This window comes from Kribbella sp. NPDC004138 (assembly GCF_053603655.1).
In genome coordinates this window covers 139,489-164,283 of the sequence record NZ_JBSGFZ010000023.1, presented here as the reverse complement: position 1 = coordinate 164,283, position 24,795 = coordinate 139,489, and the positions used below count along the sequence as shown (strand labels likewise).

The following is a 24,795-nucleotide window of genomic DNA, read 5'->3' as shown; positions in this document are numbered from 1 at the left end:
CGGTCAGAGGAGATGTACGTAGTGCAGGCTTGGGCTGCGTGTACTGACGAGTCACGGAGAAGAGGTTCCACTACTGTGGTCAGGTGTATCGGCGAACAGATGGCTTGACGAATGGAATCTTCAAGGGGCGTCGACCCGGCTGTCAGCGCACGGATGTCGCGTACGCGAGGACGCGACACAGCTGCAGAGATGGCGGTTCGTCGTGAGCTCCACCAAAAGGGCTTGCGATATCGAGTGAACTATCGGCCTGTCTCTGCCCTCAGGCGGACTGCTGACGTCGTGTTCACTAGACAACGGATCGCGATCATGATCGATGGCTGCTTCTGGCACGGCTGCCCAGATCACTACCGTCCTGCTACAGGAAGCCGCAGTCAGTTCTGGGAGAACAAGATCGCCGAGAATCAGCGGCGGGATCGCGAATCGACGAGCGCGTTTGTCGCAGCTGGATGGCAGGTCCTTCGGTTTTGGGAGCACGAAGATCCGGCCAGCGTTGCCAACCAGATATTGGCTGCGGTTCGTGGCCGCACCATTCCGTCTAGGCTTCCCGCTTCCGGCCCACGGCGTACGTAACCTGCTTGCAGTCCGCTTTGACGACGTTGCTGAGCGCTTCCACGAGATTCCAGTCGTCTGCTGGAAGCGGCGCGTTGTTTGGCTTCGTCACGACTACAGTTATCGGCTCCGATGCGTCATTCGCCCGGATCAAGCAGGAGTTCCAGATCAACCCCTGAACGGCGCTCAATGGCCCCCAGATGACGAACATTGATCGGCCCTTGGGGTCCTCAGCGAAGCACCGCATCGGCTTTTCCTCGATAGTGTCCTGCCTCGGGACCCAGTGATCCCCGAGAGCGCGTCGCACTACGGACTCGGGCCCCGGATATGCCCTGGTCGTGAAGGATGCGATCGGGCCGATGCCCTCTAAGGCCCTCCTGTACTCCTTTGCCGGCCCGTCCTTGATCCAGACTCTGACCTTCTCGGCAGGCATGAAGGGCGCCAGACGTCCGCCGATTTTCGGGTCTTTGACGAAGCGGTCGTACATCTCACTGGCGACGTGCGCCGACACTTCCTCCCAGCGTGCGGCGTCGAACTGGCGAACCAGCTCCGAGATGACCTCAGTTCGTATCTCCGATGGTATCGCTGCCATTAAAGCCCCTCGATAGGCGGAAACTCGAGTCGAACGTTATCGTCCGCGCCTCCAAGGTCGCCGATATCGGCCATCCACTGTTCGAGGAGACCGCGAACGTGGAGATCCTCGAATACGAACTGATTGCGCCCGACCGATACCTGCTCGATCTCGTCTTCCGACACCTGCTCACGCATGTCGTAGACCTCCGCGAGCCGCCGGATGTCGCTCACGAAGTCGAGCACCTCCACGTGGGTCTTTCCCTTTCGGAGGCGAAGGCCGCGTCCCAGCTGCTGAATGAAGATCCGGCGACTGTGAGTGACCCGGGCGAAGCACAGGATGTTCACGTCGGGCACGTCGACTCCTTCGTTGAGGATGTCGACGGCAACAAGGATAGGCACTTCACCGGAGCGAAATTTGAGGAGTCGATCGCGCCGCTGCCGGCCCTTGAGATTGGCGTGCAGTGTCTCGGTCCGATCCCATCCGGGGCGAAGTGCGAGCAAATCGCGCATTCGCTCGGCATGCTCGATTGTCTGGCAGAAGATGATTCCTCGGGGATTCGTCGTCTGGTCCCAAACCTCTTCCAGGTGCCTTCTCACGCCTTCGTCTCGCTCAGGGATGAACAGACGCTTGTTCAGGTCCTTGATCGAGTAGCCATGCTCAGATGCTTCATGAACGAAGTCCCAATCGATGTCACCGGCGAACAGTCGGTACTGGACGTCCGCTAGGTAGCCTAGCTTCATACCTTCCGAGATCGAGACCCGGACGACAGGCACGCCGAACGTCTGCTCGATGTCGTACCGGTCACCGCGCCATGGCGTCGCCGTCACGCCGAGCCGTTTCGCGCTTGGGAGCAGATCCAGCATGGTGGCGTAGTTGCCAGTCTCGCCCACGTGATGAGCCTCATCGACAATGACAAGCCCCGGCGAGTAGCCGGACTCGATGTAGTCGCGGGCCGTCGGAGCGACACCGAACGTGACACCGGGCAGTGCGTTCGGCTTCGATGAGCCGTGCAGGAGCCTTGTAGGGACGTCTTTCGGGATGTCCCGCCACATCGCACGCTCGAGTTGTTCGACCAAGTCGATCATGTGCGCCGTGACGAGCACTTGCATACCGGGATTCGCCAGGAGGAACCGCCTCAGCACCTGCCCGGCGACGACCGTCTTCCCGAGGCCGGTAGCCAGGTACACAAGCGCCTCTCCCGACTCGGTTAGTCCCTCCCAGGCCGCCTCGACCGCGCGGTCCTGGTACGCGTATAGGTCAAACGGTTTGACGCGTTGTGGGGCGCGCTCGTAGATCATCGATAGACGACTACCGTCCCAGAGGGTGATGTTGATCCCGACATCACGCAGCGCCTGGATGCGCTCCCTGGCCTTCTTTGTGAACTGCCTGTTCGTAACCACCACTCCGCGATGGATGCCGTAGTGCCGCATCGCGGTATGAGCTTCGTCTACCGCGTCGTAGTCGACGCTCCCCGATTTCTTCCACTTCGTCTGAAAGACCCAGTCCTCACCCTTCAGCCGGCCGATCACGTCGGCCCCCTTGTCCCCGGGCCCGTCGATGTTGAGCACGTCGGTGAAGGCGATCAAGCTCAGGAGCCGCTCAAACTGGCGGGTGAAACCCTTTGGGCCCTCCTCAACGAGGAAGGCTGGGTCTACGAAGGACATCGTCATGCCGGGACGATCTCCGCGTCGAGCAAATCCGCGGTCAGCAGTAGTCGAGATAGTTCGAGAGTATTGTGCGTCTGCGGGCCCGCGACCATCCTTCGTAGATCAGCGAGTAGCGCTCCGACACGCGCCACTTGATCGGCTTGGGTGTCTTCCCCGAGGGCAGCGTACGTAGTGCGAAAGAGCGCCCCGTCCAGGACGAGCGCGGGACTGTTCGTGACCAGGTCGAGGATGCCGTCGGCGCTTAGATACCGCGAAAACTCGCCACTTTCGGTAGCTCCAGTCCAGTCGACGTCGGGTGCGATGCTGATGGCGATGGCTTCGGCGGCTCGTCTCGCCTCACCAGAGAGTGCGCTCCAGAGAGCCGCCGAATCCTTCGGTGCGAAGTCGGCGAGGCGGTCCCGCATGTTGTCGAGAAGTGCCTCCGCTCGCGCTCGTACGGCTGCAGCATCGACGCGGCGATCAGGGAACTGTTCGAGTATTGATGTAACGAGTTCATCGATGGATCCATCGAAGGAGTAGACGTTTTTCAGTTGAGGCGCCACGCACACCAAGGCGAGGTTCATCGGCAACCACGCATATTGGGCGATCAGCGTCGTGCTGGAGTCGACGTACACCTCGACGTCACCAGCGACGATACGGACGGCGTACGGCTGCTTCCGGCCATCCTTGGTCAGGTCGACACCGGACGTGACATAGACACGGAGCACCGGCTGCGCCGCACCGATCCGAACCGCCCGGTCCGTGTCGGGCAGGAGGGTCGCCGCAGCTCGGTAGCGAGCGAAACGTTCGTCTTCTGACTCCGGCTTCGCCGGCTTAGGGTCGTCGGCTTCGTCCGGACTGGAAACTTCGTCGGCGTCTGTCCCGCCTCCGCTGAGGTGGGACAGGCCCTCGTCGTCGAACCAGTCGTCATCGTCAGTCGTGGGAGTCGGCTCGGTTGGCGGGCCGTCCTTGATCCGATCATGATCCCTGGCCGCCTCGTACCATTTCTCGTCGGTTTGATACTCAGGGTCGCCGCTTCGGAACTTCGTGCCCCAAGCCTTAGCCGTCTCGTGGATCGACGTACTGCCGTTGCCGGGGACGAGGTATCGGAGACCCGGCTTGTTCTCGCGATAGGCATTGAAGAATCGACTCATCGGCGATGTGTTCTCGCGTCCGACGAGACGCTTCGCGTGTTGCGGCCGAAGTGGCTCGGAGCCACGAATCTTCTCGACCATGTACCGCCATTCACTGGACGACGGGTCGAAGTTGGTCTTCCGAACGTTGACCGGCGCGTGGTCGAGATGGATCTCGCCGACGATCCGGCCCATGCCAAGTTCGATCGGGTACTCCAGTTCGAAGTCGCCATCCGGCGTCTCCCAGTCGAACAACGACTTGTCCTGGTGCGAGATCGCCCGCCCGTGGCGTAGGAAGGTCAGGCCAAAGTCGGACTTGTCCGCGTAGCGCTGGATACCGAGCCACCCCCAGATCCGGCGCTCGCGCTGCTCGATGTCCGTGCTCTCGCAGTCGACACACTGCTCATAGGCAGAGCCATACCACCGGCCGCAGTTCATACAGGCGTACGCGTTGGAGAGCGGGATGTCGATATCGGTGGCGGCTCGAGCCTCCGTTCCCTTGTAGGTGACGGATCGGCTTGGATCCCAGATGCAGGGTAAGTGTGGGTGAACGTCGCGGTTATTGACGTACAGCCGCTGGTTCGCGCCTCCCATGAGCTCGGCACCCGAGTGCCCCCCTCGAGGGTCGCGCAGCATGTAGGTGTAGATTCGACCAAGCTGGCTGGTGGTTTCCTTGATGGCTCGGGTATACCTCAGCCGCGTCACGATGTCCTCGCGAAGCCTCGTCACCGTGACCAGGGTGCCGTGCTCTTCGCTCGCCTTTGGCTCGTAGCGCAGCGGGACCTCGTAGCTGGACTTGCGTTGCATCGCCACGAGGTCAATCGACGCGACCACCCACTGGTCGTCACCGCTCCGTCCGGTGCGGACCTCGGTGATCGCGCCCAGCCGCGCCGTGGCGATGTTGAAGCCCATCCCGAACAACCCGAGACTTCCGAATCGCTGCTTGCCCGAGGTGCCGGCGCTGAGCGCGTCCTCTAGCTGCGGTGGCGACATGCCACGCCCGTTGTCGCCAACCGAGATCTGCGAGCTTCTGTCGGCTGTTCCTGAGGTCGGCAGCGTAATGTCGATCCGGGGTTCCAGCGTCGTGTCGGCGGCTGACGCTTCGACGAGATCGTCGAGTGCATTGTCGATCAACTCGGCCAAGCACTGGTGAAGCTGGAGGTCGACCTCCGCGATCATCTCGAGGATTCGTGGGGATGGAGTCAAGTTGAGCGTGCTGGGGGGCGTCCCAGTCATGACGTGAGTCCTTCCTTGATCAACGCCTTATGAACGCTCTCGGCGACGACCTGACCGAGTACGACAGGCACGGCGTTACCGAGTTGCCGCATCGCCTCCCCCCAAGAACCGTGAAGCTCGTAATCGTCTGGAAAGGTCTGAAGACGTGCGCTCTCGCGGACAGTGAAGTATCGCACAGAACCATCTATGTTCCTCAGCATGTTTTCTCCGCCGGGAACACCATGGCCACCAGCCTTAAGCGCTTTGGCTGGCATGTCTAGCGGGCTTCCGGTGTGGCCGGGGTAGGAGCGAGCACCTGGTTGAAGGACATGGTTCAGAACATCTCTCGACGGCTTGAGCGTTGGCTTTGGCAGGCCAATCAAGGCGTCGCGCACCGTCCGCCAACGCTGACCCAGATCATCATCGATCAGAGCCTCGGTGATCCGGTCGTTGGGCCGTTCCGGCCGTTTGCTCTTCGGGATCTCGTGTTCGTCCCAGTATTCATCGGTCACCCACTGTGAATGCAGCAGTGCGCGCTTGGAGTGGCTTGCCGTAGGAAAGGACCAATCGACGTCCAGGTCTTCGCGGAATCCGACAAAGAACACCCGGTGCCGCTGCTGAGGTATTCCGTAGTCGGCGGCGTTAACCAATGTCGAAACGACTCGGTAGCTCAGGTCGTGGCGCTCCTGTCTTTCTGCGGCGGCGCGCAGGCGTAGCAGGTGGTCCATCCAGGGCTCGTCGGGCTTCGATTGTAGGGTCGGAAGCGCGAGCCTTAACTGAATGTAGGTGTAGTAGTCGGCGAAGGCAGCGCGTGTGAGCCCGCGCACGTTCTCGATGATGAACGCCCGGGGCCGAAGGCGAGCGATGATCTCTGCGGTGGTCGGGAACATGTCACGTGCGTCGTCTGCGGCTCTCCCCAGCCCGCCTGACGAGAACGGCTGACACGGCGGTCCGCCCGCCACTAGGTCCACGTCCTCGGTCACCGACGACCAATCGAAGTCTCGAACGTCTCCCTCATAGACGTTCCATCGGTCGACGAGGTTGTGGCCTCGTTCCTTGTTTTCTCGGACTGTGTCGCACGCCCACCGATCGCGCTCTAGGGTCGCAATCGACTCGAAGCCCGCAATCTGGCAGCCAAGCGCTAGCCCGCCAGCTCCGGCGAACAACTCGACACTCGCGAAGCGTTGTGGAGCGCCGTCGACGACCGAGAGGACGGGCACATCCATTGATGGAGCGATGGATACGACCGCGGTCTCAGACATGTGCTTCCCTCTTGATCTTGACTGCTCAGCTGTGGGCCATCCTGCCGTAACCCTCCGACGGTTCGTCGGCGACAGACGGGAGCGCGGCGAACCAATCGACCAGCAGATCGCCCACGACTGCACACCGTCACTCTGTGGACACCTTATGTAGTGGTCGGCGGCGCGTGCCAGGTGCCCCGACGATTCGTCGGTGAACGCTCTTCCTCGTGGCCCCTCTTGTTCATGTGCCGAACGTACGCGGGCGAAAATTGCTTAATGCCCGTGATGGCTGACTCGCTGACTCAGTCGAAATCGAACGCTACCTCGATGACTCGAATCAGTTCGCGTGCGCGCTCCTCGTCAAGCTGAATCGACTGGCTGCTCTTCGGATTGGAGCGCCGCTCGTCAGAGCCGAATGTCGTCAGGTGCAGTAGCTTGTTGCCATCGCCGTCGATCACGATTTGATAGAAGCAGTCCACGTCGGTGGGATGCGCCTTGACCGACTGCGTTCCTTCGCTGAATGTGCGTATTTTCGCCACTTGAGCGTCCTTCGGCTGGGCTCCTCGGTATGGTGTGCAATGGATCCTAGACAGTTGGTGACGAGTCGTCGAGCATGTTCGCCGCGTCGGTGCTGCGAAGGCTGATGGTGACCTGTCGACGCGACCCCAATCCTGGCGACTCCAAGTTCGCTCGCTGCCTCTTCCCCCGTCGATCCGCCCCGCCGAGAACCTGGAGGAGTCGGTGGTCCCACTCCGGCGATCTCCACTCAGCCCGCCGGCGGATTTGGCCTCCTGTCGGGTCCCGAAATGATATTGCACCACCGGGCTGCGGCGACGGAACAAGCCGGTCGCGCCACGGCTTGTCGACTAGCTTGAACCTAGTCTGCTCCACAGATATTGGACACGCTGCGGCGCGGTGTCGAGGGTTCGGACCGGCCCAATAATTGGTTCAGGATCGATGATCGCTTGTATTCTGCCTGATCTTCCTGAATCGACTTTTTCCACCTCTTATTTGAAGGCCGATTCGAGATTGTTGCGCCATTTTCCTATGGAATTCCGTCCCTATGACTATTTCCCTCTTGTCTTCCTGAGGGCTGTCGGGTGGATGGGCTGGGCGTAGTTTCGGGTTGGGGTGGTTGGTGAGGAGGGTTTGTGCCGACGTGGGTGAACTGGTCGGTGGAGGCTCTGTGTGGACGTCGCTCCAGATGGGTGGAGCTCAAAGGAGCCCGGGGCGCTTTGGCGGCCCGGGCTCCCTGTGGTGCCTTTCGGATCAGCTTGTGAACGAGTTGAGCGTTACGCCGGCGGAGCCGGCTAGAAAGGCAGTCGCCGCGAAGCGGTGTCCTTTGGGTGGGCGGCGAAGGCCGCCCGTCCAGTCAGAGGTTGCGGAAGAACTTGCGGAGGTCTTGGGTGACTTCTTCGGGGCGTTCGAGGGAGGCGAAGTGGCCGCCCTTTTCGAAGGTGGACCAGTGGGTGATGTTGGGGTTGTCGCGGTCGGCGAGGGGGCGGATGGTCTTGAAGTCGTCGGCGAAGACGGCTACGCCGGTGGGGGCGTGGTTCAAGGCCGGTTCGGCGCCGGAGTTGGCCTCTTCGTAGTGGTAGCGGCCGGCGGCGGCGGAGGTGTTGGTGAACCAGTAGAGGGAGACCTCGGTGAGGATCTGGTCGGGGGTGACCAGGCTGGTGCCGTTGCCGAAGTTGTTGAAGAGTTCGTTCCAGGCGAGCTGGCCGACCGGTGAGTCGGAGATGCCGACGGCAACGGTCTGTGGGCGGGTCGAGTTGATCGCGTTGTACCCGCCGACCGACTGGAACCACTTCAGGTGCTCGAGCGCCGCGTAGTCGGCCGGCGTGAACTTCTCGAACTCCGACGGGTCGCCCGACGGGAACGAGAACAGCTGCAGGACGTGCAGGCCGAGGAAGCCGGGCGGGTTGAGTACGCCGAGCTCGCGGGCGATCATCGCGCCGCCGTCCGAGCCGTGCACGCCGTAGGAGTCGTACCCGAGCCGCCGCATCAGCGTGTCGAACGTGCGGGCCACCCGCGCCATCGTCCAGCCGCGCTCGACGAGCGGGGTGCTGAACCCGAAGCCCGGGATCGACGGTACGACGACGGAGAACGCGTCCTCGGTGGATCCGCCGTACGCGACCGGGTCGGTGAGCGGGCCGATCATTTCGAGGAAGTCGACGAACGAACCCGGGTACGTGTGCGCCAGCAGCAGCGGGGTCGCGCCCTCGACCGCGGACGGCACGTGGATGAAGTGGACCGTCTGCCCGTCGATCTCGGTCAGGTAGTGCGGGAACTCGTTCATCCGGGCTTCCTGGGCCCGCCAGTCGAACTCGTTCTGCCAGCGGTCCACCATCTCGCGGAGGTAGTGGTTCGGCGTGCCCAGGTCCCAGTTGTCGCCCGGGGCGGCCTCGGGGAGCCGGGTCCGCGCGAGGCGGTTCTGCAGGTCGTCCAGGTCGGCCTGGTCGATCGTGACGGTGAAGGACCGGATGCTCTCGTTCTTGTTCATGGCTCTACCGTAGAATCCATATAGGAACATTAGATTCCTAATCAGGAGACTGTTTTGCTGGAAACTTCGACGCGCTTGCTAGCACTGCTAGCGCTGTTGCAGACCCGGCCGTCGTGGACCGGTTCCGAGCTGGCCGAGCGGCTCGAGGTGACCACGCGGACGGTGCGCAACGACATCGACCGGCTCCGCGAGCTCGGGTATCCGGTCGACGCCACGCGCGGCCCGGCCGGCCACTACCAACTCGGGATCGGCGCCAAGCTCCCGCCGCTGCTGCTCGACGACGAGGAGGCAGTCGCGGTCGCCGTTGGCCTCCGTACCGGGGCGGGTGTGACCGGGATGGCGGAGAGCAGCGTGCGCGCGCTGACCAAGCTCCAGCAGGTTCTCCCGCATCGTCTGCAGCGGCAGGTCAACGCGATCAACCGAGCGATGGAGAAGGGGCCCGACAACACGCGCTCGAATGTCGACGCTCCGGAGATCGATCCTGTCGTACTGGCGACGATCGCGGCTTGTATTCGCGACGAGCATTACCTCCGCTTCGAGTACGCCGTACCGGAGGGGGACTCGATGTACAAGGCCGGGTCCGGTGTGGGGCGGGACCTGCCGCTGCTGGTGGAGCCGTACCGGTTGGTGAGCTGGCACGGGTACTGGCATCTCGTGGCGCGGGACGAGCAGGCGGAGTGGCACTCGTACCGGGTCGACTGGATGTCGTTGCGGATGGCAACGGGCCGGCGCTACCAGCCGCGGCCGATGGCGGACGAGGCGTACACCGATTTCGTGCTGCGTGACGTGGCGTCGACCGGTTGGAAGGTGCACGCGCGGATCACGGTCCACGCGCCGGCGCAGGACGTCCTGTCCCGCATCCACGCCGCGGTCGGCATCGTCGAGTCCGTCGACGACAACACCAGCATCCTGGTCACCGGCGCCGACTCCCTCGAAACGATCGCCGTCTACATCGGCATGCTCGGCCTCGACTTCCACGTCGACGGCCCGCCTGCCCTCGTTGCTCACCTGGAGACCGTCGGCAAGCGCTACCTGAACGCGATCGAGCCGCCGGAGCACTGGAGTTAGGTGGGATGTGTCATCTGGACAGGACGTGTCGGTCGGCCGGGTAGTGCACCTGAGCGTGAATCGGTCGCCGTGTACAGCGTCTCACCGGTGCACTACCTGTCGACCGTGCACACCATCGCCCGCACCTCGGGGGCGCCTGACGTCGTTGCAGGCCGGTGTCATCACCGAAGCCGACGCCGAGGAGTTTGCGCGCGTCAGCGTCGTCAAACGCCGTGCTGCTTGAGGAAGTTGACGGTCCGCGCCATCGAGGTCGGCCAGGCGGGCCCGAACGCGTGCTCCTCGCCCGGATAGGTGTACAGCGTCGCGTTCTTCCCGGCCGCCTTCAGCGCGGCCAGGCTCGTGCGCGACCAGGCGATGGGGCAGGTCGTGTCGGATTCGCCGTGGTGGATCAGCACCGGCTCCGTCACGCGGTCGAAGAAGTTCACCGCGGACATGTTGCGCCAGAACGCCGGGTTGCGCGCCGGTTCGCCGTACCTGCGCAGGATCTGGCTCGCGATCGGGCGGTCCGCCCGGATCCAGCGGTCGAAGTTGTCCGCGGCCTGCGAACTGACCGGCGCGAACACCACGGCGGCCTTGACCAGACCGGGCTGGGTGACGAGCACGTTGTAGGTGATGCCGCCGCCCATCGAGCGGCCGAGCAGCGCGATCCGTGACGGGTCGACGTACTGCGAGGTTCGCAGCGCGAGGACCGCGTTGATGACGTCCTCGGTGTAGCCGAGGCGCAGGGTGAGCTCGGAGTCCGGGTCCTTCGAGGACTGCGCGTGGTTGCGGTAGTCGGTGTGCAGGACGACGTACCCGCGGCGCGCGAGGTAGTCCTGCTCGCGCATCAGGCCGCGGCCGTTCGTGTACACGGCCGGGTCGATGTAGCCGTGGTTCAGGACGAGCGCCGGGTGCGGACCCGGTGTGGACGGGACGTTCATGATCCCCGAGATCGTCAGCGTCCCGCTCCGGTAGGTGACGTAGTACCGGGTGTACGCCGGGGTGCGGGCGAGGACCCGGCCGAGACGGAGGTTGCCGCCGTTGTACTTCTTCGTCATCAACGCCTGCAGCGACACGGGATTCGCGACGGTGGACGGCTTGGCCGTCGGAGTGGTCGAGGGCGGCGACGGCGGCGAGGTGCTGGGACGAGTGGCGGACGGTGTGGGTGAGGTGGTGCCGGGCGCAGGGGAAGCCGCGTCGTTGCCGGTGCAACCGACCGCGGCCGCCGTCACGAACGCGACGACTCCTGCCCACGCCACCCGCCCGCTCATACCGGCAAGTCTGCCGTCACCTCCGGTGAAGTCCGCGAAAGTTCCGGCAACGATTGGCGCGGCCACTGCACGATCACGACCGACGCGAGCACGAGACCGCCGCCGAACCACTGCACGGCACTCAACTGTTCGCCGAACACGAGGGCCGCCGCGACCACCGTCACGACCGGCTCGAAGATCGACAGGATCGAGGCCACGGACGGACCGACCCGAGCCATGCCCGCGAAGAAGAACAGGATCGCCGCGACCGTGCTGACCAGCGCGACCGCGGCCAGCCACAGCCAGCCGATCGGGGCGAACGTCAGATCGGTTCCGCGGAAGAGCGCGAGCACCAGGAACGTGCCGAACGCTCCGGTGCACACCAGCGCCGTCAACGCGAGCGGCGGTACGTCGGCGGTCAGCGAGTCGCCGACCAGGATGTAGCACGTGTAGACGATCGGCGCGCCCAACGCCAGCAGTACGCCGAGCAGGTCGAACCGGCCGGTCATAGCCCCGCTGAGCACCAGCCCGATCCCGGCCAGCGCGACCGCCAGGGCGCCGATCCGCCGCCGCGAGGCCTGTTCGCGACGCAGTGCGATCGCCCCGATCATCACCAGCACCGGGTAGAGATACAGAAGGAGTGCGACCAGTGACGCGTCGATCCGCGCCAGCGCGGAGAAGTACAGCCCGGACTGGGCGGCGTACCCGAAGACACCCATCCCCAGGCCGGTGACAACGGCCCGGCGCGGCAGGTTGCGCAGGGCGCCGCGGACGAGCGCGACGGCCAGCAGCAGTAGGCCGGCGAGGCCGAAGCGGACGAGCAGCAGTGCGTCGACCGATACGCCCGCGTCGTACGCGAGCTTGCCGAAGACGGCCATGACCCCGAAGGTGACGGCGGAAAGAAGGCAGAAGAGGCGTCCCACGCCATCGATGGTCAGGGCCAGGGACTGTTCACGTCCATCGCGGCTTCACGGACAGCATTGTGAAGCTAAGCTGAACGAATGATGGATCTGCACCGACTGCGGTTGCTGCGGGAGGTCCACGGCCGCGGGACCGTGCACGGCGCGGCCCGCGCGCTCGGCTACTCGCCCAGCGCGATCTCCCAGCAGCTCGCCGTCCTGGAGCGCGAGGCCGGTACGCCGCTGCTCGAGCGGATCGGCCGCAACGTGCGCCTGACCGCGGCGGGCGAGGTGCTGGTCCGGCACGCGACGTCCCTGCTGGAAGGCGTCGAGGCCGCCGAGGCCGAGCTGGCCGCGGTCGCCGCGGGCCGGGTCGCGGGCCTGGTCCGGATCGCGTCGTTCCAGTCCGCGTTCATTCGCGTGGTCGCGCCGGCGATCCGCAGCCTGGCGGCCTCGCATCCCGACATCCGCGTCGAGGCCGCCGAGCTGGAGGTGGAGCAGGCCGCCCCCGCTCTCCGGCTGCAGCAGTTGGACGTCATGGTCGGCGACGAGTACGATGGCCAGCCGCGCGCCGTACACACCGATCTGCACCGTGAGCATCTGCTCCGCGAGCACATCCGCGTCGTACTGCCCGCGGATCATCCGCTCGCCGCCGCGGAGCGCGTTCCGGTCGAGCAGTTGGCGGATCTGCCCTGGGCCGCTTGCCAGCCCGGCACCGGTCATCGCGAGATGCATGTCCGGGTCTGCCGCGAGCTCGGCGGGTTCGAGCCCGACATCCGCTACAGCTCCGACGACTTCCTGATCCTGCTCGAGCTCGTCCGGACGACGGGCGCGGGCGCGCTGCTTCCCGATCTCGTCATCGGAGCCGGCGCGCCGGGCGTCGCCGTACGCCGGCCTGCCGAGGCGGATGTCGGGCGGGCGGTCTTCCTGCTGACCCGCCGTACCCGGACGCCCGCGGTCGCGGCGGTGGCCGACGCGCTGGCGGCTGCGGCCACCGATCAGAGCAGGTCGTGACGGAGCAGGACGGTCCGGTTGTCGAACGATCGCGTCTCGGCGAGCCGGAGCGTACGCCGACCCGTTGCCTGATGCACCGGCTTGCCGCCGCCGAGGACCACCGGGTGCACGACCACGTGGTACTCGTCGACCAGGCCGAGCTCGGCCAGCGCCGCCGCCGCGCCCGAGCCGCCGGTCAGCAGGATGTCCTTGCCCGGCTCGGCCTTGAGCGCCGCGACGTCCTCGGCGGCGCGGATGACCCGGGCGTCCCACTCGGCGCTCTCGAGCGTCGTCGACAGCACTGCCTTCGCCGTCTGGCGCCACACCGGCGCGAACTCGATCGCGTGCTGGTCCGGGTTCATCGCCTCGGCGTGCGGCCAGTACGACGACATCATGTGCCAGACCGGCCGCCCGTACAGGAACAGGTCGGCGCGCTCGGTCAGGCTCATCGAGTACGCGCCCAGCTCCGGCCCGAGCTGGGCCCAGTCGAACTCGCCGTTCGGTCCCTCGACGAAACCGTCGAGCGACTGGTGCACGTAGTACATGAGCTTCCGCATGGTGTCCTCCGGATCTTGGCTGCCTGTGTCTTCTGGTCGGAGCCGTCCGGGCGGCTTTGACATCGGTATTGACGAATTCTGTCCCGCTTGGCAGGGTCGGGGAGAACGGGCGGGTCTGGGGGAAGGCCGGCTGCCCGTCGGGGGTCCAGACGCTCTCTGGGGGAAGTCTCGCGCTGCGCTCGACGGCGACGACCGGTCTGCGCGGTGTGCGTGGGGGTTCGGTACGCGCGCGCCGATCTGCGGCAGTCGGCAGTGGTTCGGGGAGCGAACATGATCGAGGAACTGAGAGAACGCACGCGCGGGCAGGTCTTCACAGCAGGTGACGAGGGGTACGACGCGGCGCGCCGGGTCAACAACTGGATGCACGACAAGCACCCGCAGGTGGTCGTCCGGTGCGAGAACGCCGGTGACGTGATGGCGGCGATCGACTACGCACGGAGCAACCAGCTGGAGATCGCGATCCGCGGCGGCGGGCACAGTGTGCCGGGGTTCGGCACGGTCGAGGACGGTCTCGTCATCGACCTGAGCGGGATGCGCAACGTCCGGGTCGATCCGGTGACCAGGACCGCGCGGGCCGGCGGCGGCGCGACCTGGGGCGACTTCAACGCCGCCACGCACGCGTTCGGGCTGGCGACCACCGGCGGGATCATCTCGACCACCGGCGTCGGCGGGCTGACCCTCGGCGGCGGGATCGGGTACCTGGCCCGGGGTCTCGGGCTGTCCTGCGACAACCTGGTCTCGGCAGACGTCGTGACCGCCGACGGGAAGTTCGTGATCGCCAGCGAGAAGGAGAACGAGGACCTGTTCTGGGCGTTACGCGGCGGTGGCGGCAACTTCGGCGTGGTCACCGCGCTCGAGTTCCGGCTGGCGCCGGTGTCCATGATCTACGGCGGCCCGATGTTCTTCGAGCTGTCCGACGCAGCCGCCGTACTGTCCGGGTTCCGGGACCTGATCAAGGACGCGCCCGAGCAGCTGGGCGGGTTCCCGGCGTTCCAGATCGCGCCGCCGTTGCCGTTCATCCCCGAGGACCGGCACGGTGAGCCGTTCGTGGCGATCGTCGGCTGCTGGGCCGGCGACCTGGACGACGGCGAGACCCAGATCTCCAAGTTCCGCGAGTTCGCGCCGGTGATGGCCGAGCACGTCGGCCCGATGCCGTACCCGGCGCTGAACAGCGCCTTCGACGCGCTCGTGCCGCCCGGTCTGCAGCACTACTGGAAGGCGAACTTCGTCACCGAGCTGACCGACGAGGCGATCCAGGCGCACCTGCGGCACGCGCCCGGTCTGCCCGCGGTGAACTCGACCGTGCACATCTACCCGATCGACGGCGCCTGTCACCGGGTGACGCCGGACGGGACCGCGTTCGCCTACCGGGAAGCGAACTTCGCGACCGTGATCGCCGGTATGTGGCCGGACCCGGCCGCCAACGAGGCCGGCGTCGAGTGGGTGCGGTCGTACTACGACGACGTCGCACCGCACTCCGAGTCCGGCGGGTACATCAACTTCATGGCCGACGACGACCAGGGCCGGATCCGGGAGAACTACCGGCAGAACTACGACCGGCTGGTCGAGGTCAAGCGCAAGTACGACCCGGAGAACGTGTTCCACCTCAACCAGAACATCGCGCCCTAGGCAACAAAACGACCGGCGGCCGGTACGTTGTCGTACCGGCCGCCGGCCCCGGCTCACGACCTCACAGCGTGAGCAGGCGCTGGAAGAACGCGCGGTACCGCTGCAGCGCCGAGCGAAGGTCCTCGGTCGACGGCTCACCGCCCGACCACTGGTGCTCGAGATCCTGGCGCTGGCGGTCGAAGCCGTCCGCGAGGTGCTTGAGCACGTCGTCGACGAGCTTGTCGGCCTCGCTGACGGCGTTGCGCGGATCGTCCACGAACCCTTGCTGGACGACGTCCCAGCGGGCCCGGTAGTCGACGCCGGCTTCCTCGGCCACCAACGGCGCATCGCCCGTCGTTGTCCGGTCGTCACGCTCGGCGGTGCCGGCGGCTGTCATCCGGTTGTCCGGAGCACCGGCCGCTGCACGGTCGTCGTCCAGCCCACGGCCGGCGTCAAGGCCTCGCTCGTCGTCCAGCCCACGAGTGGCGTCCAGGCTGCGGTCGTTGCCGAGGCCCTGGCTGTCGTCCAGGCTGCGGTCGTTGCCGAGGCCCTGGCTGTCGTCAAGGCTGCGGTCGTTGCCGAGGCCCCGGCTGTCGTCAAGGCTGCGGTCGTTGCCGAGGCCCCGGTTGTCGTCCGGGCCGCGGCGGCCGCTGAGCTCGGAGTCGGTCACGAGATCGTCGTCGTTCAGCATGCGGTCGTCGTCCAGGGGGACGTCACGACGGTCGGGCGTGGTCATGCTTGCTCCTTCGTGGTGGTCCGGTTCTCGCTGTCGTCGAGCAGGGCGTCGACCAAGTGCCGGTACGCCGTGACTGCCTGCCGCAGGTCCTCGGTGTCGGCGTCGCCGCGGGCGTGCGCGACGGCGATCCGGTGCGCCTCCCGGTAGTGCATCGCGACGTCGGGATGGTCGACGGACACGTCGTCGGCGCGCTGCTCGAACTCGTCGACCGGGTACCCGGACTCACGCATCATCCGCAGGACCAGCCGATCCGCGTCCGCGACCGCTCCGGCCGGACGGTCGACGAAGCTCTGCTGCACCTTGGCCCACTCGGCGCGGTAGGTCTGCGCGGACTCACGGCTCAACGGCGTGATCTCCAGCCGCGACACCCGGCGTTGCCGTCCGCGCAGCTCGCGCTCCGCGCTGCGGCGATCGCCGGACTCCTCGAGGGTGCGCTCGTACTCCGGGCCGAACCGTTGCTGCAGCTCGCTCGAGCGTCTGCGCTGATACAGGACGAAGACCGCCGCCGCGGCGAGCAGCACCACGGCGATGATCACGATGGTCAGGACGGTACCCATCACAACTCCAGTCCGATCGCATGGGCGGATCCGCGATCCGCACCGGCCGATCGCGAGAATCCCTGGCAGGCGGTCCCCAGCGCCGCCTCAGCACCCCGTTGGCCCCGACCGGTACCCAGGTCCGATGCGCACAAGCCTCCGGCCGGCCACCCGCAGCGGGTGACCGGCCGGAGCGGCGGCGTACGGTCAGGCCTTCGGACCGAGCGTGTGGACGACGATGCCGGACTTGAACGTCGTCGTACCGAGCAGTTCGAGATGGGTGATGTCGATGCCGGTGCCGCGGAACATGGTTTCGCCCTCGGCGACGACCGGGAAGAACCAGAAGTGGTACTCGTCGACGAGCTTGTTCTCCAGCAGCGTCTTCGAGAACGACCCCGTGCCGTACTTGATCAGGTCACCGCCCTCGGACTCCTTGAGCCGGCGGACGGCCTCGGCGGCGTCGCCTTCGAGCGGCTGGGCGTTCCACTTCCACTCGGTGACCGTGCGCGTGGCGACGTACTTCGGCATCGCGTTGAACAGGTCGGCGAACGGGTCGCCGGCCCGGGACAGCCAGGCGTCCGCGAAGCCTTCGTAGGTGACGCGGCCGAGCACCTGGGCCTCGACGCCCTCCATCAGGCCTTGCGAGTACGCCGCGTGCTCGTCGTCCCAGTACGGCGGGCTCCAGTTCTGCGGCTCGTCGATGACGCCGTTCAGGGTGATGAAGGTGGATTCGATCAGCTTCCTCATGGGTCTTTCCTCTCAGTGTCGGTACGGGCGCCGCTTGCGGGCGTCCTGGAGTGCTGCGGCCCACCAGACGAGCTGGTCGAGCATGAGTTTGGCGGATGCCTCGTAGCCGGCGGACGGCCGCGGCCAGCCGCCGTCCGCGGTGAACTGCTCCCAGTAGCAGGGGAGTGCGACGGTGTTGCGGATGGTGACGGCCTGGAGTTCGCTGAAGACCTGCCGCAGCTGTGCGGTGGCGTAGCAGCCGCCGCTTTCCCGGCCGTAGCTGACGATTGCGACCGGCTTGGCGTGCCACTCGTCGTAGTACCAGTCCAGTGCGGTCTTCAGCGTGGCCGGAAAGCTGCAGTTGATCTCTGGGGTGACGACGGCGAACGCGTCCGCGGCAGCCAGCCTGGTGCCCAGCGCGGAGACCTCCCGCGGTGCTTCCTCGTCGGCGTCGGGGAGTCCGGCGGGCAGATTCGCAGTGGCCAGGTCGACCAGGTCGACCTCGAACTGCTTGGCTGCCTGCTCCGCGAGCCAGTTCGCCACAGTCGGCCCGAATCGGCCGGGCCGGGTGCTGCCGATGATCACTGCCAGTCGCATCCGCCGTCCTCCTTCCGTCTGAAACAGACTTTGCCGGAAGCGGTTTACGGTTTCTTTCCGGTCGTTTCCGGCGGACCGGAATAAGGTGCCGTCATGCGCTTCGGGGTGCTTGGACCGGTGACGGCCTGGACGGACGCTGGGACGCCTGTGGTCATCCAAGGGCTGAAGGTGCGTGCGCTGCTGGCTGACCTGCTGGTGCACGAGGGCCGGCCGGTGCCCTCGGACCGGCTGATCGACGACCTGTGGGGCTCTGAACTCCCTGGGAACCCGTCAGGCACGCTGTCCGCGAAGGTGTCGCAGCTGCGGCGAGCCTTCGAGGACGCTGAACCTGGCAGCCGCTCGCTCGTGCAGTCCGGCCCGGCCGGGTATTCACTGGCGGTTTCTGCCGCGAACTGTGACGCGCTGCGCTTCGGTGAGCTGCTGGCTGCCGGGTCGCTCGACGAGGCGCTGGCGTTGTGGCATGGCCCGGCGTACGCCGATTTCGCGGACAATGCGTTCGCCGAGACAGCCGTAGCGCGACTGACCGATCAGCGGCTCACCGCACTCGAGCGGGCGGATCTGCCGGTTGCTGACCTCGCCGCTTTGGTCAAGGAGCATCCGCTGCGCGAGGGTCTGCGGGCCGCGCACATGAAGGCGCTGTACCGGGCCGGTCGGCAGACTGAGGCGCTGGAGAGCTTCGACGAGCTGCGGCAACTGCTGCTCGATGACCTCGGGCTGGACCCAGGCCCAGAGCTGGTCGCGCTGCAGCAGTCGATCCTCACGCAAGAGCTGCCGCACGCACGGAACAACCTCCCTGCACAGATGACCGAGCTGATCGGCCGCTCCGATGCGCTGGCCGACATCAGTGCCCGAATGGGCACATCACGGCTGGTGACACTGACCGGTCCGGGAGGTGTGGGCAAGACTCGCCTGGCACTGGCTGCTGCGGCCGGCGTGACGGACAGGTTCGCGGACGGGGTCGTCCTGGTCGAGCTGGCCGCCGTGACTCCCGACGCGCTGTCGGTCACCAACTCGCTGACGGACGCCGTGCAGGCCGCTCTGAACCTTCGGGACACGGAAGACTCGCCCGTTGTCGATCGACTGGCCTCAGTGATGGGCTCCCGGTTGCTGGTACTCGACAACTGCGAGCAGATCGTCGACGAGGTCGCCGCACTGACGGATCGTTTGCTGGCCGCCGCGCCGGGCCTGCGTGTGCTCGCGACGAGCCGTGAGCCGCTGGGGCTGGCCGGTGAGGTGGTGTGGAGTGTGCCGCCGCTGTCCGTACCTCCATTGTCGGCAGGTGTGCATGAGGTCGGCGAGTGCAGTGCGGCGCAGCTGTTCGTCACGCGGGCGGCTGCGGCGTCGCGTGGCTTCGCGCTGACGGACGAGACCGTTGCGGACGTCGCCGTACTGTGCCGGCGGCTGGACGGGATCCCGCTGGCGCTGGAGCTCGCTGCGACGCGTGTGCGCGCTCTGGGAGTACGCGGGCTCGTAGCGCGGCTGGACGACCGTTTCCGGTTGCTGGCGACAGGACACCGTGGTGCTGCACCAAGGCAGCAGACGTTGCACGCGATGATCGACTGGAGCTGGGAGCTGCTCGACCCGGACGAGCAGTCCGTACTGCGGCGCCTCGCCGTACATGCTGATGGCTGTACGGCGGATGCCGCGGCGGCGGTCTGCGGTGAGGACGACGTACTGGATGTCCTCGTGCGCCTGGTCGACCGGTCGCTCGTCGTACCAGTTGACGGGGAACGGTTCCGGCTGCTCGAGTCGGTGGCGGCGTACTGCGTCGACAAGCTGACGGTGACGGGGGAGCTCGAGTCGTCACGGCAGCGGCACCTGGCGTACTACGTATCGCTTGGGGAGACCGCCCGCCCCGGCTTGTTCGGTGACGAGCAAGGCCGGTGGCTAGAGCTGCTGGACGACGACTCGGCGAACTTCCGGACCGCACTGGATCGAGCCGTGGCCACAGGACAGCTGGACCTCGCGGAGCGGCTCGTGGACGCTCTGGCTTGGTACTGGTTCCTGCGTGGTCGGTATGTGGAGGCCATGCGGTCTCTCGAGGCTGTGCCGGGTTCGGCGCGGGCCGGCGTGTGGCGGGCGGGGTTCATGTACCTGCTCGGGCACCCTGACGCCGCCGCCGAGCGGGACCGCTGGCTGGACGACGCGGACGCCATGGGGCAGTGGTGGATCGCTCACGCCGCCAGCGATGCCGGCGACCTGTCCACGTGCTTGTCGCTGCTCAACCAGGCGCTGAAGAGCTTTGAGGCCGACGGGAACCAGTGGGGCGTAGCCGCCGTGCTGGCTGCTCGGGCCAAGCACGCGCATGTACGGGCGGACCTGCCTGCTCTGTACGACGACGCGTGTCAGAGCATCAGTACGTTCCGCTCGCTGGGGGACCGGTGGGGCGTTCTGCAGGCGACAGGCTGGTTCGGGGCGCACGCTGAGCTCGTCGGGGACTTCGAGGAGGCGGAACGGCTGCACCTCGAGGGCATGGAAGCCGCGGAGGAGATCGGACTGTGGCCCGAGGTCGCCAGCGCGGCCGGCATGCTCGGATGGACCGCGATCCGGCGCGGGCATTTCGAGTCGGCCCGGACGTACGGCGAGCGTGGGCTTCGGCTGGCGACGGAGCAGGGGCAGCGCGCGACGCAGGCGCTCGCGGAGTTGGTGCTCGGCTTCGCCGCCCGTCGTACCGGCGCCCTGGACGAGGCCTCGTCGCGGTTGCAGGCGCTGATCGATGCCGCCCGTCGACAGTCGGAATCTGTCTTGTATCTGTCGATCGTCCTGGCGGAGCTCGGGTTCGTCCGGGAGCTCCAAGGCCGGCCCGAAGAGGCACTGGAGCTGCATGCGGAGGCGTTCCGGGTCGCGGAGCAGTTCGACTCGTTGCGGGGTCAGTGCTGGGCGCTGGAGGGGATTGCGGCCTGTCACCCCGACAAGGTGCTCGCGGCCACGTTGCTTGGGAGCGCGGCCGCCACGCGGGCGACCGAGAACTATCTGACAGCTGCGGCGGAAGCTGCGGATCTCGAGCGTGCGGTTATGGCGGCCTCAGAGGCGCTCGGGGCCGATGGGTACCAAGCGGCGTACGAGCGGGGCGCGGCCCTCGACCCAGCACAGGCTTTCGCGCTGCTAGTTCGGCAATAGATGTTCTGTAGTTGAGATTATCTGCCTAGCGAAGTAGTTTTGCTCGCGGAGCGAACTTCGAAAGGTGAATCATGGATTACGGCCACGAGCTGGTCTTCGGCACGTTCCTGACCCCCGCGGTCGACACCCCGGACCGCGTGATCGCGCTGGCCCAGCTGACCGAACAGGTCGGGCTCGACCTGGTCACCTTCCAGGACCATCCCTACCAGCCGCGGCTGATGGACGCCTGGACCCTGCTGTCCGTCGTCGCGGCCCAGACCTCGCGGGTGAAGGTGTCCACGAATGTCGCCAACCTGCCGCTCCGGCACCCGGTCGTGCTGGCGCGCAGCGTCGCGACGCTGGACCTGATCACTGGCGGACGGGTCGAGCTCGGCCTGGGCGCGGGCGGGTTCCTCGACGCGGTCGCGGCGAACGGTGGGCCGCGGCTGACGACCGGACAGAGCATCACCGCACTGGAGGAAGCCATCGCGATCATGCGCGAGGTCTGGACTCCTGGCGGCGGCGGCATCCGGCTGGCCGGCAAGCACTACACGGTTGCCGGTGCCAAGCGCGGCCCGGCGCCCGCCCACGACGTGTCGATCTGGCTGGGTGCTTACAAGCCGCGGATGCTCGCCCTGACCGGACGCCTCGCCGACGGCTGGCTGCCGAGCAGCGGGTACGCCGGGCCGGACCAGCTCGCCGCGATGAACAAGATCATCGACGAGGCTGCCGAAGAGGCGGGACGGGATCCTTCGGCGGTCCGACGGCTGTACAACGTGTCCGGTCAGTTCAGTGGGCGTGGGGGGTTCCTGCAGGGTCCTGAGGAGCTGTGGATCGACCAGCTCACCGAGCTGACGCTGGGGGAGGGCATCAGCACCTACATCCTCGCCTCGGACGACCCGGACGACATCCGGCGCTTCGCTGAGGTGGCAGCTGGTGTGCGCGAGGCTGTCTCGGTCGCCCGGTCGGGCGGCGTGGTGACAACGGCGCCTGTTCCCGCCGGTGGCTTCGGCGTCGTGCCGACACCACCTCCCGCTGTGCGGCGTAGTGCCGTACAGCTGCTGGACGAGTCCGCGCGACCGACCGGTCCGGCGGCGGACCCGTCGCGGACCTACACGCCGTACCAGCTGCAGTCCGGTCAGCACCTGATCGACGTCCACGACCATCTGCGCGCGGAGCTCGACCAGGTCCGCGATCTGGTCGAGCAGGTCGCGGCCGGGACGCTCGGGGTCGGTGCGGCGCGCTCGCACATCAACACCATGACGATGCGGCAGAACAACTGGACGCTCGGGACGTACTGTGAGTCGTACTGCCGGCTGGTCACGACGCATCACTCGCTGGAGGACGCCTCGCTGTTCCCGCACCTCCGCCGGGCCGACCCCGCGCTGGGGCCGGTCGTCGACCGGTTGCAGGAGGAGCACAAGATCATCCACGACGTCCTCGAAGGCGTCGACAAGGCACTCGTCGCACTGGTTGACGGGTCAGGCGACATCGACGGTCTGCGTGCCGCAGTCGACCTGCTGGACGACACGCTGCTGTCGCACCTGTCCTACGAGGAGCGTGAGCTGGTCGAGCCGCTGGCCCGGCTCGGGGTGCTCTGAGTCACTTCGCCTCTCCCAGGAGAGAGGCGAGGATGTCGAGGAGCCGGAGCGTCGGGACCTCGCCGAGCAGGCGGGCGGCCGAGGTCGCCGGCTCCGCGATCAGGCGGACCTGCAGCAGTTTGAAGTCGCGGACGTTGGCCGGGTTCACCAGGTCCTCGCGGACCGCCTTCAGGAACTCGGCGCCGGCCGACGCCGACCCGTACGTCATCCGGATGAAGCTGTCGGTCACCGGGTAGAGGTACGGCCGCTTCAGGTGCAGCAGCTTCGACTTCTTCGCGTGCCCGAAGCCGCGGTGGCCGGTGAACTTGTCGTCGAGCGCCATCGCCGCGTCGAACAGCTCACTGCCCGGCTCGGCGTCCTCGAGGCGTGCGTCGACCGGGATCGCCGCGAGCTCCTTCTCGGCCTCGACCTCGAGCAGCCACGGGATGTCCATCGCGCGCAGGTCCGCGCCGATCACCATGATCCGGCCCAGGTCGTCGAGCGTGACCCGGTTCGGGTCGGAGCCGCCGACGGTGGTCATCCCCGGCAGCCCGTCGTAGTACTGCAGCACGGCGCCGTTCGTCTCGGCGTACAGCCGCAACTGCGCGATCGCCTCGTCGACGACGATCTTCCGGGTACCGATGTTCATGAGCCACACCCTCACACTCGTGGTGGCAGACCCGCCAGCGGGCGGACAGCATTCGAACGTTTACTCAGTCTGTTTCCGCAGATCGTAGCGACTCCTGGGCGACCTGCACGCCAGGGTCACTTCCCGTTCTCCACAACCTGTAATCATCCGCTCTCTCCGCACGCTGAACTCCGTAAACTCTCTGTCACAACACCACGACTGAGCGGAGGCAACCATGCGGCACCGGCTCCTTCTGCTCGTCCTCGCGGTCCTCCTGCTGGTGCCCGTCCCCCCGGCCGCGCAGGCGGCGCAACCGGACGAGTATCCCTGCCTGCACCCGGACCTGACCGTCTCCGGGAACGGTGAGGTTCTGAGCACCGGCACAGAGGTCGCCAACGACGGCGGTCGCCGCCCTCGGCGTACCGCTGACGGTGACCCGGACGTACAACTCGAACGACCCGTCCACCGGCTCGCTCGGCGCCGGGTGGCGGGTGTCGTACTCGGATCGGCTCGAGTTGTCGTCTCGCGGCGCGCGGTATTTGGCGTCCGACGGCCGGGAGATCGGGTTCACGCGGGAAGGTGTGCCGGCTTCGTCGTCGAGCCGGGGCCTGCGCGCTTCACGCTGGCGCGGTCGGGGCCGACGTACGAGCTGACGAGTGTCGACCAGGTGCGGATGCAGTTCTCGGCCGGTGGCGAGCTGCAGGCCATCCGGGACCGCAACGGTCAGGGGGTGGTTGTCAGCCGGGCCGCGGGGCGCGTGCAGACCGTCACGAACGGGCGGCGGTCGGCCTCGACTCGCGGTCGCCCCCGCCCGGCTTCCTGGCCGTCTTGGCAACCGGTAATTGGGTTGAGGAGGGCCGGGCAGCACCTCATCATGAGCGCATGATTACTACGACCTTTGGACTGTTGCTGGTGGAACCTGTGGCCTTGGCGGCTCGGGTTCAGCAGCAGGCCGGTCGTTGTAGGGGGTCGAGCTTCGGTCCGTTGTGATCGGGGTGGTGGTCGCGGGGCTCTTGGCCGGGTTTGGGGTTGCTATGCCGGTCGGGCCTGTCGGGACCTATCTGGTGGCGTTGACTGCGCGGAGCTCTTTGCGGATCGGGGCGTTTGCGGCTCTCGGGGTTGCTTCGGCTGATGGCGTGTACGCGGCAGTGGCCGCGGGTGCCGGCACTGTGCTGGCTCCGCTGCTGGTGCCGGTCGTCGGACCGTTGCGGTGGGCATCGGTTGTCGTGCTGATCGGACTGGCCGTGCTCGGGGCCGCCAAGGCGGTACGGCGTTATCGTGAGCGGCGGATCGTTGCGTTGCAGCAGAAGACACCGATCGGCGCGCGGACGGCGTACTTCGGGATGCTCGGCATGACGATGCTCAACCCGTGGACGATGATCTACTTCGCCGCGCTGGTACTGGGCGGGTCCGGGGTCACGGGAGTCGGCGAGCGGATCGTGTTCGTCGTGGCAGCGTTCGCGGCGTCAGCCAGCTGGCAGCTGCTACTCGCGGGCGGTGGCGCGTTGCTAGGCCGGTTGTTGACCGGGGCAACCGGCCGGCTTGTCACCACGTTGGCGTCGAGCCTGCTGATCGTCGTACTCGCGATACGCCTGGTCGCTTGACTGAGCGCCGATCGTTCGCGGCGTGGCAATCGTGCTGGGTGCAGCCCACGTTGTGCTGGTCCGCGGTGGCAACA

Annotated in this window: 22 protein-coding genes; 8 read left to right on the top strand and 14 right to left on the bottom strand. The window is 66.6% G+C overall.

Annotated elements, in window-relative coordinates; translation table 11 throughout:
- Positions 1–111 precede the first annotated feature (111 nt).
- On the top strand, positions 112–570 hold the full coding sequence (locus tag ACWEOO_RS29970; protein ID WP_452145883.1) for a very short patch repair endonuclease: 459 nt from the start codon (positions 112–114) through the stop codon (positions 568–570).
- Here ACWEOO_RS29970 and ACWEOO_RS29965 read toward each other — a convergent pair.
- The 6 genes from ACWEOO_RS29965 to ACWEOO_RS29940 form a co-directional block, all read right to left on the bottom strand.
- On the bottom strand, positions 536–1,141 hold the full coding sequence (locus tag ACWEOO_RS29965) for a hypothetical protein (RefSeq protein WP_452145882.1): 606 nt from the start codon (positions 1,139–1,141) through the stop codon (positions 536–538). The two genes, ACWEOO_RS29970 and ACWEOO_RS29965, sit on opposite strands and share 35 nt — an antisense overlap.
- Complete coding sequence (locus ACWEOO_RS29960) at positions 1,141–2,793, bottom strand: helicase-related protein (protein WP_452145881.1); 1,653 nt, start codon at positions 2,791–2,793, stop codon at positions 1,141–1,143. The genes ACWEOO_RS29965 and ACWEOO_RS29960 overlap by 1 nt, the downstream gene beginning before the upstream one ends.
- A complete protein-coding gene (locus ACWEOO_RS29955; protein WP_452145880.1) occupies positions 2,790–5,081 on the bottom strand; it encodes an ATP-binding protein in 2,292 nt (763 codons plus the stop codon). The genes ACWEOO_RS29960 and ACWEOO_RS29955 overlap by 4 nt, the downstream gene beginning before the upstream one ends.
- 53 nt (positions 5,082–5,134) lie before the next feature.
- A complete protein-coding gene (locus ACWEOO_RS29950; RefSeq protein ID WP_452145879.1) occupies positions 5,135–6,379 on the bottom strand; it encodes a DNA cytosine methyltransferase in 1,245 nt (414 codons plus the stop codon).
- A 281-nt stretch (positions 6,380–6,660) separates the two neighbouring features.
- Positions 6,661–6,897, bottom strand: a complete 237-nt coding sequence (locus tag ACWEOO_RS29945) for a hypothetical protein (RefSeq protein WP_452145878.1) — start codon at positions 6,895–6,897, stop codon at positions 6,661–6,663.
- Between the two features lie 833 nt (positions 6,898–7,730).
- On the bottom strand, positions 7,731–8,861 hold the full coding sequence (locus ACWEOO_RS29940) for an epoxide hydrolase family protein (RefSeq protein WP_452145877.1): 1,131 nt from the start codon (positions 8,859–8,861) through the stop codon (positions 7,731–7,733).
- Between the two features lie 75 nt (positions 8,862–8,936).
- Here ACWEOO_RS29940 and ACWEOO_RS29935 point away from each other — a divergent pair, with 75 nt between their 5' ends.
- Entirely contained in the window at positions 8,937–9,929 is a 993-nt protein-coding gene (locus ACWEOO_RS29935; protein ID WP_452145876.1) for a helix-turn-helix transcriptional regulator, read from the top strand.
- A 203-nt stretch (positions 9,930–10,132) separates the two neighbouring features.
- Here ACWEOO_RS29935 and ACWEOO_RS29930 read toward each other — a convergent pair whose 3' ends face one another.
- Together ACWEOO_RS29930 and ACWEOO_RS29925 are read right to left on the bottom strand one after the other, a co-directional pair.
- Positions 10,133–11,179 (bottom strand): alpha/beta hydrolase family protein, encoded by a 1,047-nt coding sequence (locus ACWEOO_RS29930; protein ID WP_452145875.1) that lies wholly within the window; start codon positions 11,177–11,179, stop codon positions 10,133–10,135.
- Positions 11,176–12,081 (bottom strand): DMT family transporter, encoded by a 906-nt coding sequence (locus ACWEOO_RS29925; RefSeq protein ID WP_452145874.1) that lies wholly within the window; start codon positions 12,079–12,081, stop codon positions 11,176–11,178. The genes ACWEOO_RS29930 and ACWEOO_RS29925 overlap by 4 nt, the downstream gene beginning before the upstream one ends.
- Positions 12,082–12,159: 78 nt before the next feature.
- Here ACWEOO_RS29925 and ACWEOO_RS29920 point away from each other — a divergent pair, with 78 nt between their 5' ends.
- Positions 12,160–13,071, top strand: coding sequence for a LysR family transcriptional regulator (locus tag ACWEOO_RS29920; protein WP_452145873.1), 912 nt, complete (start codon positions 12,160–12,162; stop codon positions 13,069–13,071).
- On the opposite strand, the gene ACWEOO_RS29915 is transcribed toward ACWEOO_RS29920, so the two are convergent.
- A complete protein-coding gene (locus ACWEOO_RS29915) occupies positions 13,056–13,607 on the bottom strand; it encodes a dihydrofolate reductase family protein (RefSeq protein ID WP_452145872.1) in 552 nt (183 codons plus the stop codon). The two genes, ACWEOO_RS29920 and ACWEOO_RS29915, sit on opposite strands and share 16 nt — an antisense overlap.
- Positions 13,608–13,877: 270 nt before the next feature.
- Between ACWEOO_RS29915 and ACWEOO_RS29910 the strand changes: the two genes are divergently transcribed.
- Positions 13,878–15,236 carry an FAD-binding oxidoreductase gene (locus tag ACWEOO_RS29910; RefSeq protein WP_452145871.1) on the top strand — a complete coding sequence of 453 codons (1,359 nt, stop codon included), beginning with the start codon at positions 13,878–13,880 and terminating at the stop codon, positions 15,234–15,236.
- Positions 15,237–15,297: 61 nt separating this feature from the next.
- Here ACWEOO_RS29910 and ACWEOO_RS29905 read toward each other — a convergent pair whose 3' ends face one another.
- The 4 genes from ACWEOO_RS29905 to ACWEOO_RS29890 all read right to left on the bottom strand — a co-directional run bounded on the left by ACWEOO_RS29905 (position 15,298) and on the right by ACWEOO_RS29890 (position 17,810).
- Positions 15,298–15,951 (bottom strand): hypothetical protein, encoded by a 654-nt coding sequence (locus ACWEOO_RS29905; RefSeq protein WP_452145870.1) that lies wholly within the window; start codon positions 15,949–15,951, stop codon positions 15,298–15,300.
- Entirely contained in the window at positions 15,948–16,508 is a 561-nt protein-coding gene (locus ACWEOO_RS29900; RefSeq protein ID WP_452145869.1) for a hypothetical protein, read from the bottom strand. The genes ACWEOO_RS29905 and ACWEOO_RS29900 overlap by 4 nt, the downstream gene beginning before the upstream one ends.
- A gap of 186 nt (positions 16,509–16,694) precedes the next feature.
- Entirely contained in the window at positions 16,695–17,234 is a 540-nt protein-coding gene (locus ACWEOO_RS29895; RefSeq protein WP_452145868.1) for a dihydrofolate reductase family protein, read from the bottom strand.
- 12 nt (positions 17,235–17,246) lie between these two features.
- Entirely contained in the window at positions 17,247–17,810 is a 564-nt protein-coding gene (locus ACWEOO_RS29890) for an NADPH-dependent FMN reductase (protein WP_452145867.1), read from the bottom strand.
- Positions 17,811–17,903: 93 nt separating this feature from the next.
- Here ACWEOO_RS29890 and ACWEOO_RS29885 point away from each other — a divergent pair, with 93 nt between their 5' ends.
- A complete protein-coding gene (locus tag ACWEOO_RS29885) occupies positions 17,904–20,930 on the top strand; it encodes a BTAD domain-containing putative transcriptional regulator (RefSeq protein ID WP_452145866.1) in 3,027 nt (1,008 codons plus the stop codon).
- 71 nt (positions 20,931–21,001) lie between these two features.
- Positions 21,002–22,510 (top strand): LLM class flavin-dependent oxidoreductase, encoded by a 1,509-nt coding sequence (locus ACWEOO_RS29880; protein WP_452145865.1) that lies wholly within the window; start codon positions 21,002–21,004, stop codon positions 22,508–22,510.
- 1 nt (position 22,511) lies between these two features.
- Here the strand turns inward: ACWEOO_RS29880 and ACWEOO_RS29875 are convergent, their stop codons facing one another.
- Positions 22,512–23,138 carry a DUF6308 family protein gene (locus ACWEOO_RS29875; protein ID WP_452145864.1) on the bottom strand — a complete coding sequence of 209 codons (627 nt, stop codon included), beginning with the start codon at positions 23,136–23,138 and terminating at the stop codon, positions 22,512–22,514.
- Between the two features lie 410 nt (positions 23,139–23,548).
- On the opposite strand from ACWEOO_RS29875, the gene ACWEOO_RS29870 reads away from it, so the two are divergent.
- Positions 23,549–23,770 (top strand): DUF6531 domain-containing protein, encoded by a 222-nt coding sequence (locus ACWEOO_RS29870; protein ID WP_452145863.1) that lies wholly within the window; start codon positions 23,549–23,551, stop codon positions 23,768–23,770.
- 381 nt (positions 23,771–24,151) lie between these two features.
- Complete coding sequence (locus ACWEOO_RS29865) at positions 24,152–24,721, top strand: LysE family transporter (protein WP_452145862.1); 570 nt, start codon at positions 24,152–24,154, stop codon at positions 24,719–24,721.
- Positions 24,722–24,795 lie beyond the last annotated feature (74 nt).

Coding starts and splice junctions, on each gene's coding strand:
- ACWEOO_RS29970 (WP_452145883.1), top strand. CDS start 112: ATGGAATCTTCAAGGGGCGTCGACCCGGCTGTCAGCGCACGGATGTCG.
- ACWEOO_RS29965 (WP_452145882.1), bottom strand. CDS start 1,141: ATGGCAGCGATACCATCGGAGATACGAACTGAGGTCATCTCGGAGCTG.
- ACWEOO_RS29960 (WP_452145881.1), bottom strand. CDS start 2,793: ATGACGATGTCCTTCGTAGACCCAGCCTTCCTCGTTGAGGAGGGCCCA.
- ACWEOO_RS29955 (WP_452145880.1), bottom strand. CDS start 5,081: ATGATCGCGGAGGTCGACCTCCAGCTTCACCAGTGCTTGGCCGAGTTG.
- ACWEOO_RS29950 (WP_452145879.1), bottom strand. CDS start 6,379: ATGTCTGAGACCGCGGTCGTATCCATCGCTCCATCAATGGATGTGCCC.
- ACWEOO_RS29940 (WP_452145877.1), bottom strand. CDS start 8,861: ATGAACAAGAACGAGAGCATCCGGTCCTTCACCGTCACGATCGACCAG.
- ACWEOO_RS29930 (WP_452145875.1), bottom strand. CDS start 11,179: ATGAGCGGGCGGGTGGCGTGGGCAGGAGTCGTCGCGTTCGTGACGGCG.
- ACWEOO_RS29920 (WP_452145873.1), top strand. CDS start 12,160: ATGATGGATCTGCACCGACTGCGGTTGCTGCGGGAGGTCCACGGCCGC.
- ACWEOO_RS29915 (WP_452145872.1), bottom strand. CDS start 13,607: ATGCGGAAGCTCATGTACTACGTGCACCAGTCGCTCGACGGTTTCGTC.
- ACWEOO_RS29910 (WP_452145871.1), top strand. CDS start 13,878: ATGATCGAGGAACTGAGAGAACGCACGCGCGGGCAGGTCTTCACAGCA.
- ACWEOO_RS29905 (WP_452145870.1), bottom strand. CDS start 15,951: ATGACCACGCCCGACCGTCGTGACGTCCCCCTGGACGACGACCGCATG.
- ACWEOO_RS29900 (WP_452145869.1), bottom strand. CDS start 16,508: ATGGGTACCGTCCTGACCATCGTGATCATCGCCGTGGTGCTGCTCGCC.
- ACWEOO_RS29895 (WP_452145868.1), bottom strand. CDS start 17,234: ATGAGGAAGCTGATCGAATCCACCTTCATCACCCTGAACGGCGTCATC.
- ACWEOO_RS29890 (WP_452145867.1), bottom strand. CDS start 17,810: ATGCGACTGGCAGTGATCATCGGCAGCACCCGGCCCGGCCGATTCGGG.
- ACWEOO_RS29885 (WP_452145866.1), top strand. CDS start 17,904: ATGCGCTTCGGGGTGCTTGGACCGGTGACGGCCTGGACGGACGCTGGG.
- ACWEOO_RS29880 (WP_452145865.1), top strand. CDS start 21,002: ATGGATTACGGCCACGAGCTGGTCTTCGGCACGTTCCTGACCCCCGCG.
- ACWEOO_RS29875 (WP_452145864.1), bottom strand. CDS start 23,138: ATGAACATCGGTACCCGGAAGATCGTCGTCGACGAGGCGATCGCGCAG.
- ACWEOO_RS29865 (WP_452145862.1), top strand. CDS start 24,152: ATGCCGGTCGGGCCTGTCGGGACCTATCTGGTGGCGTTGACTGCGCGG.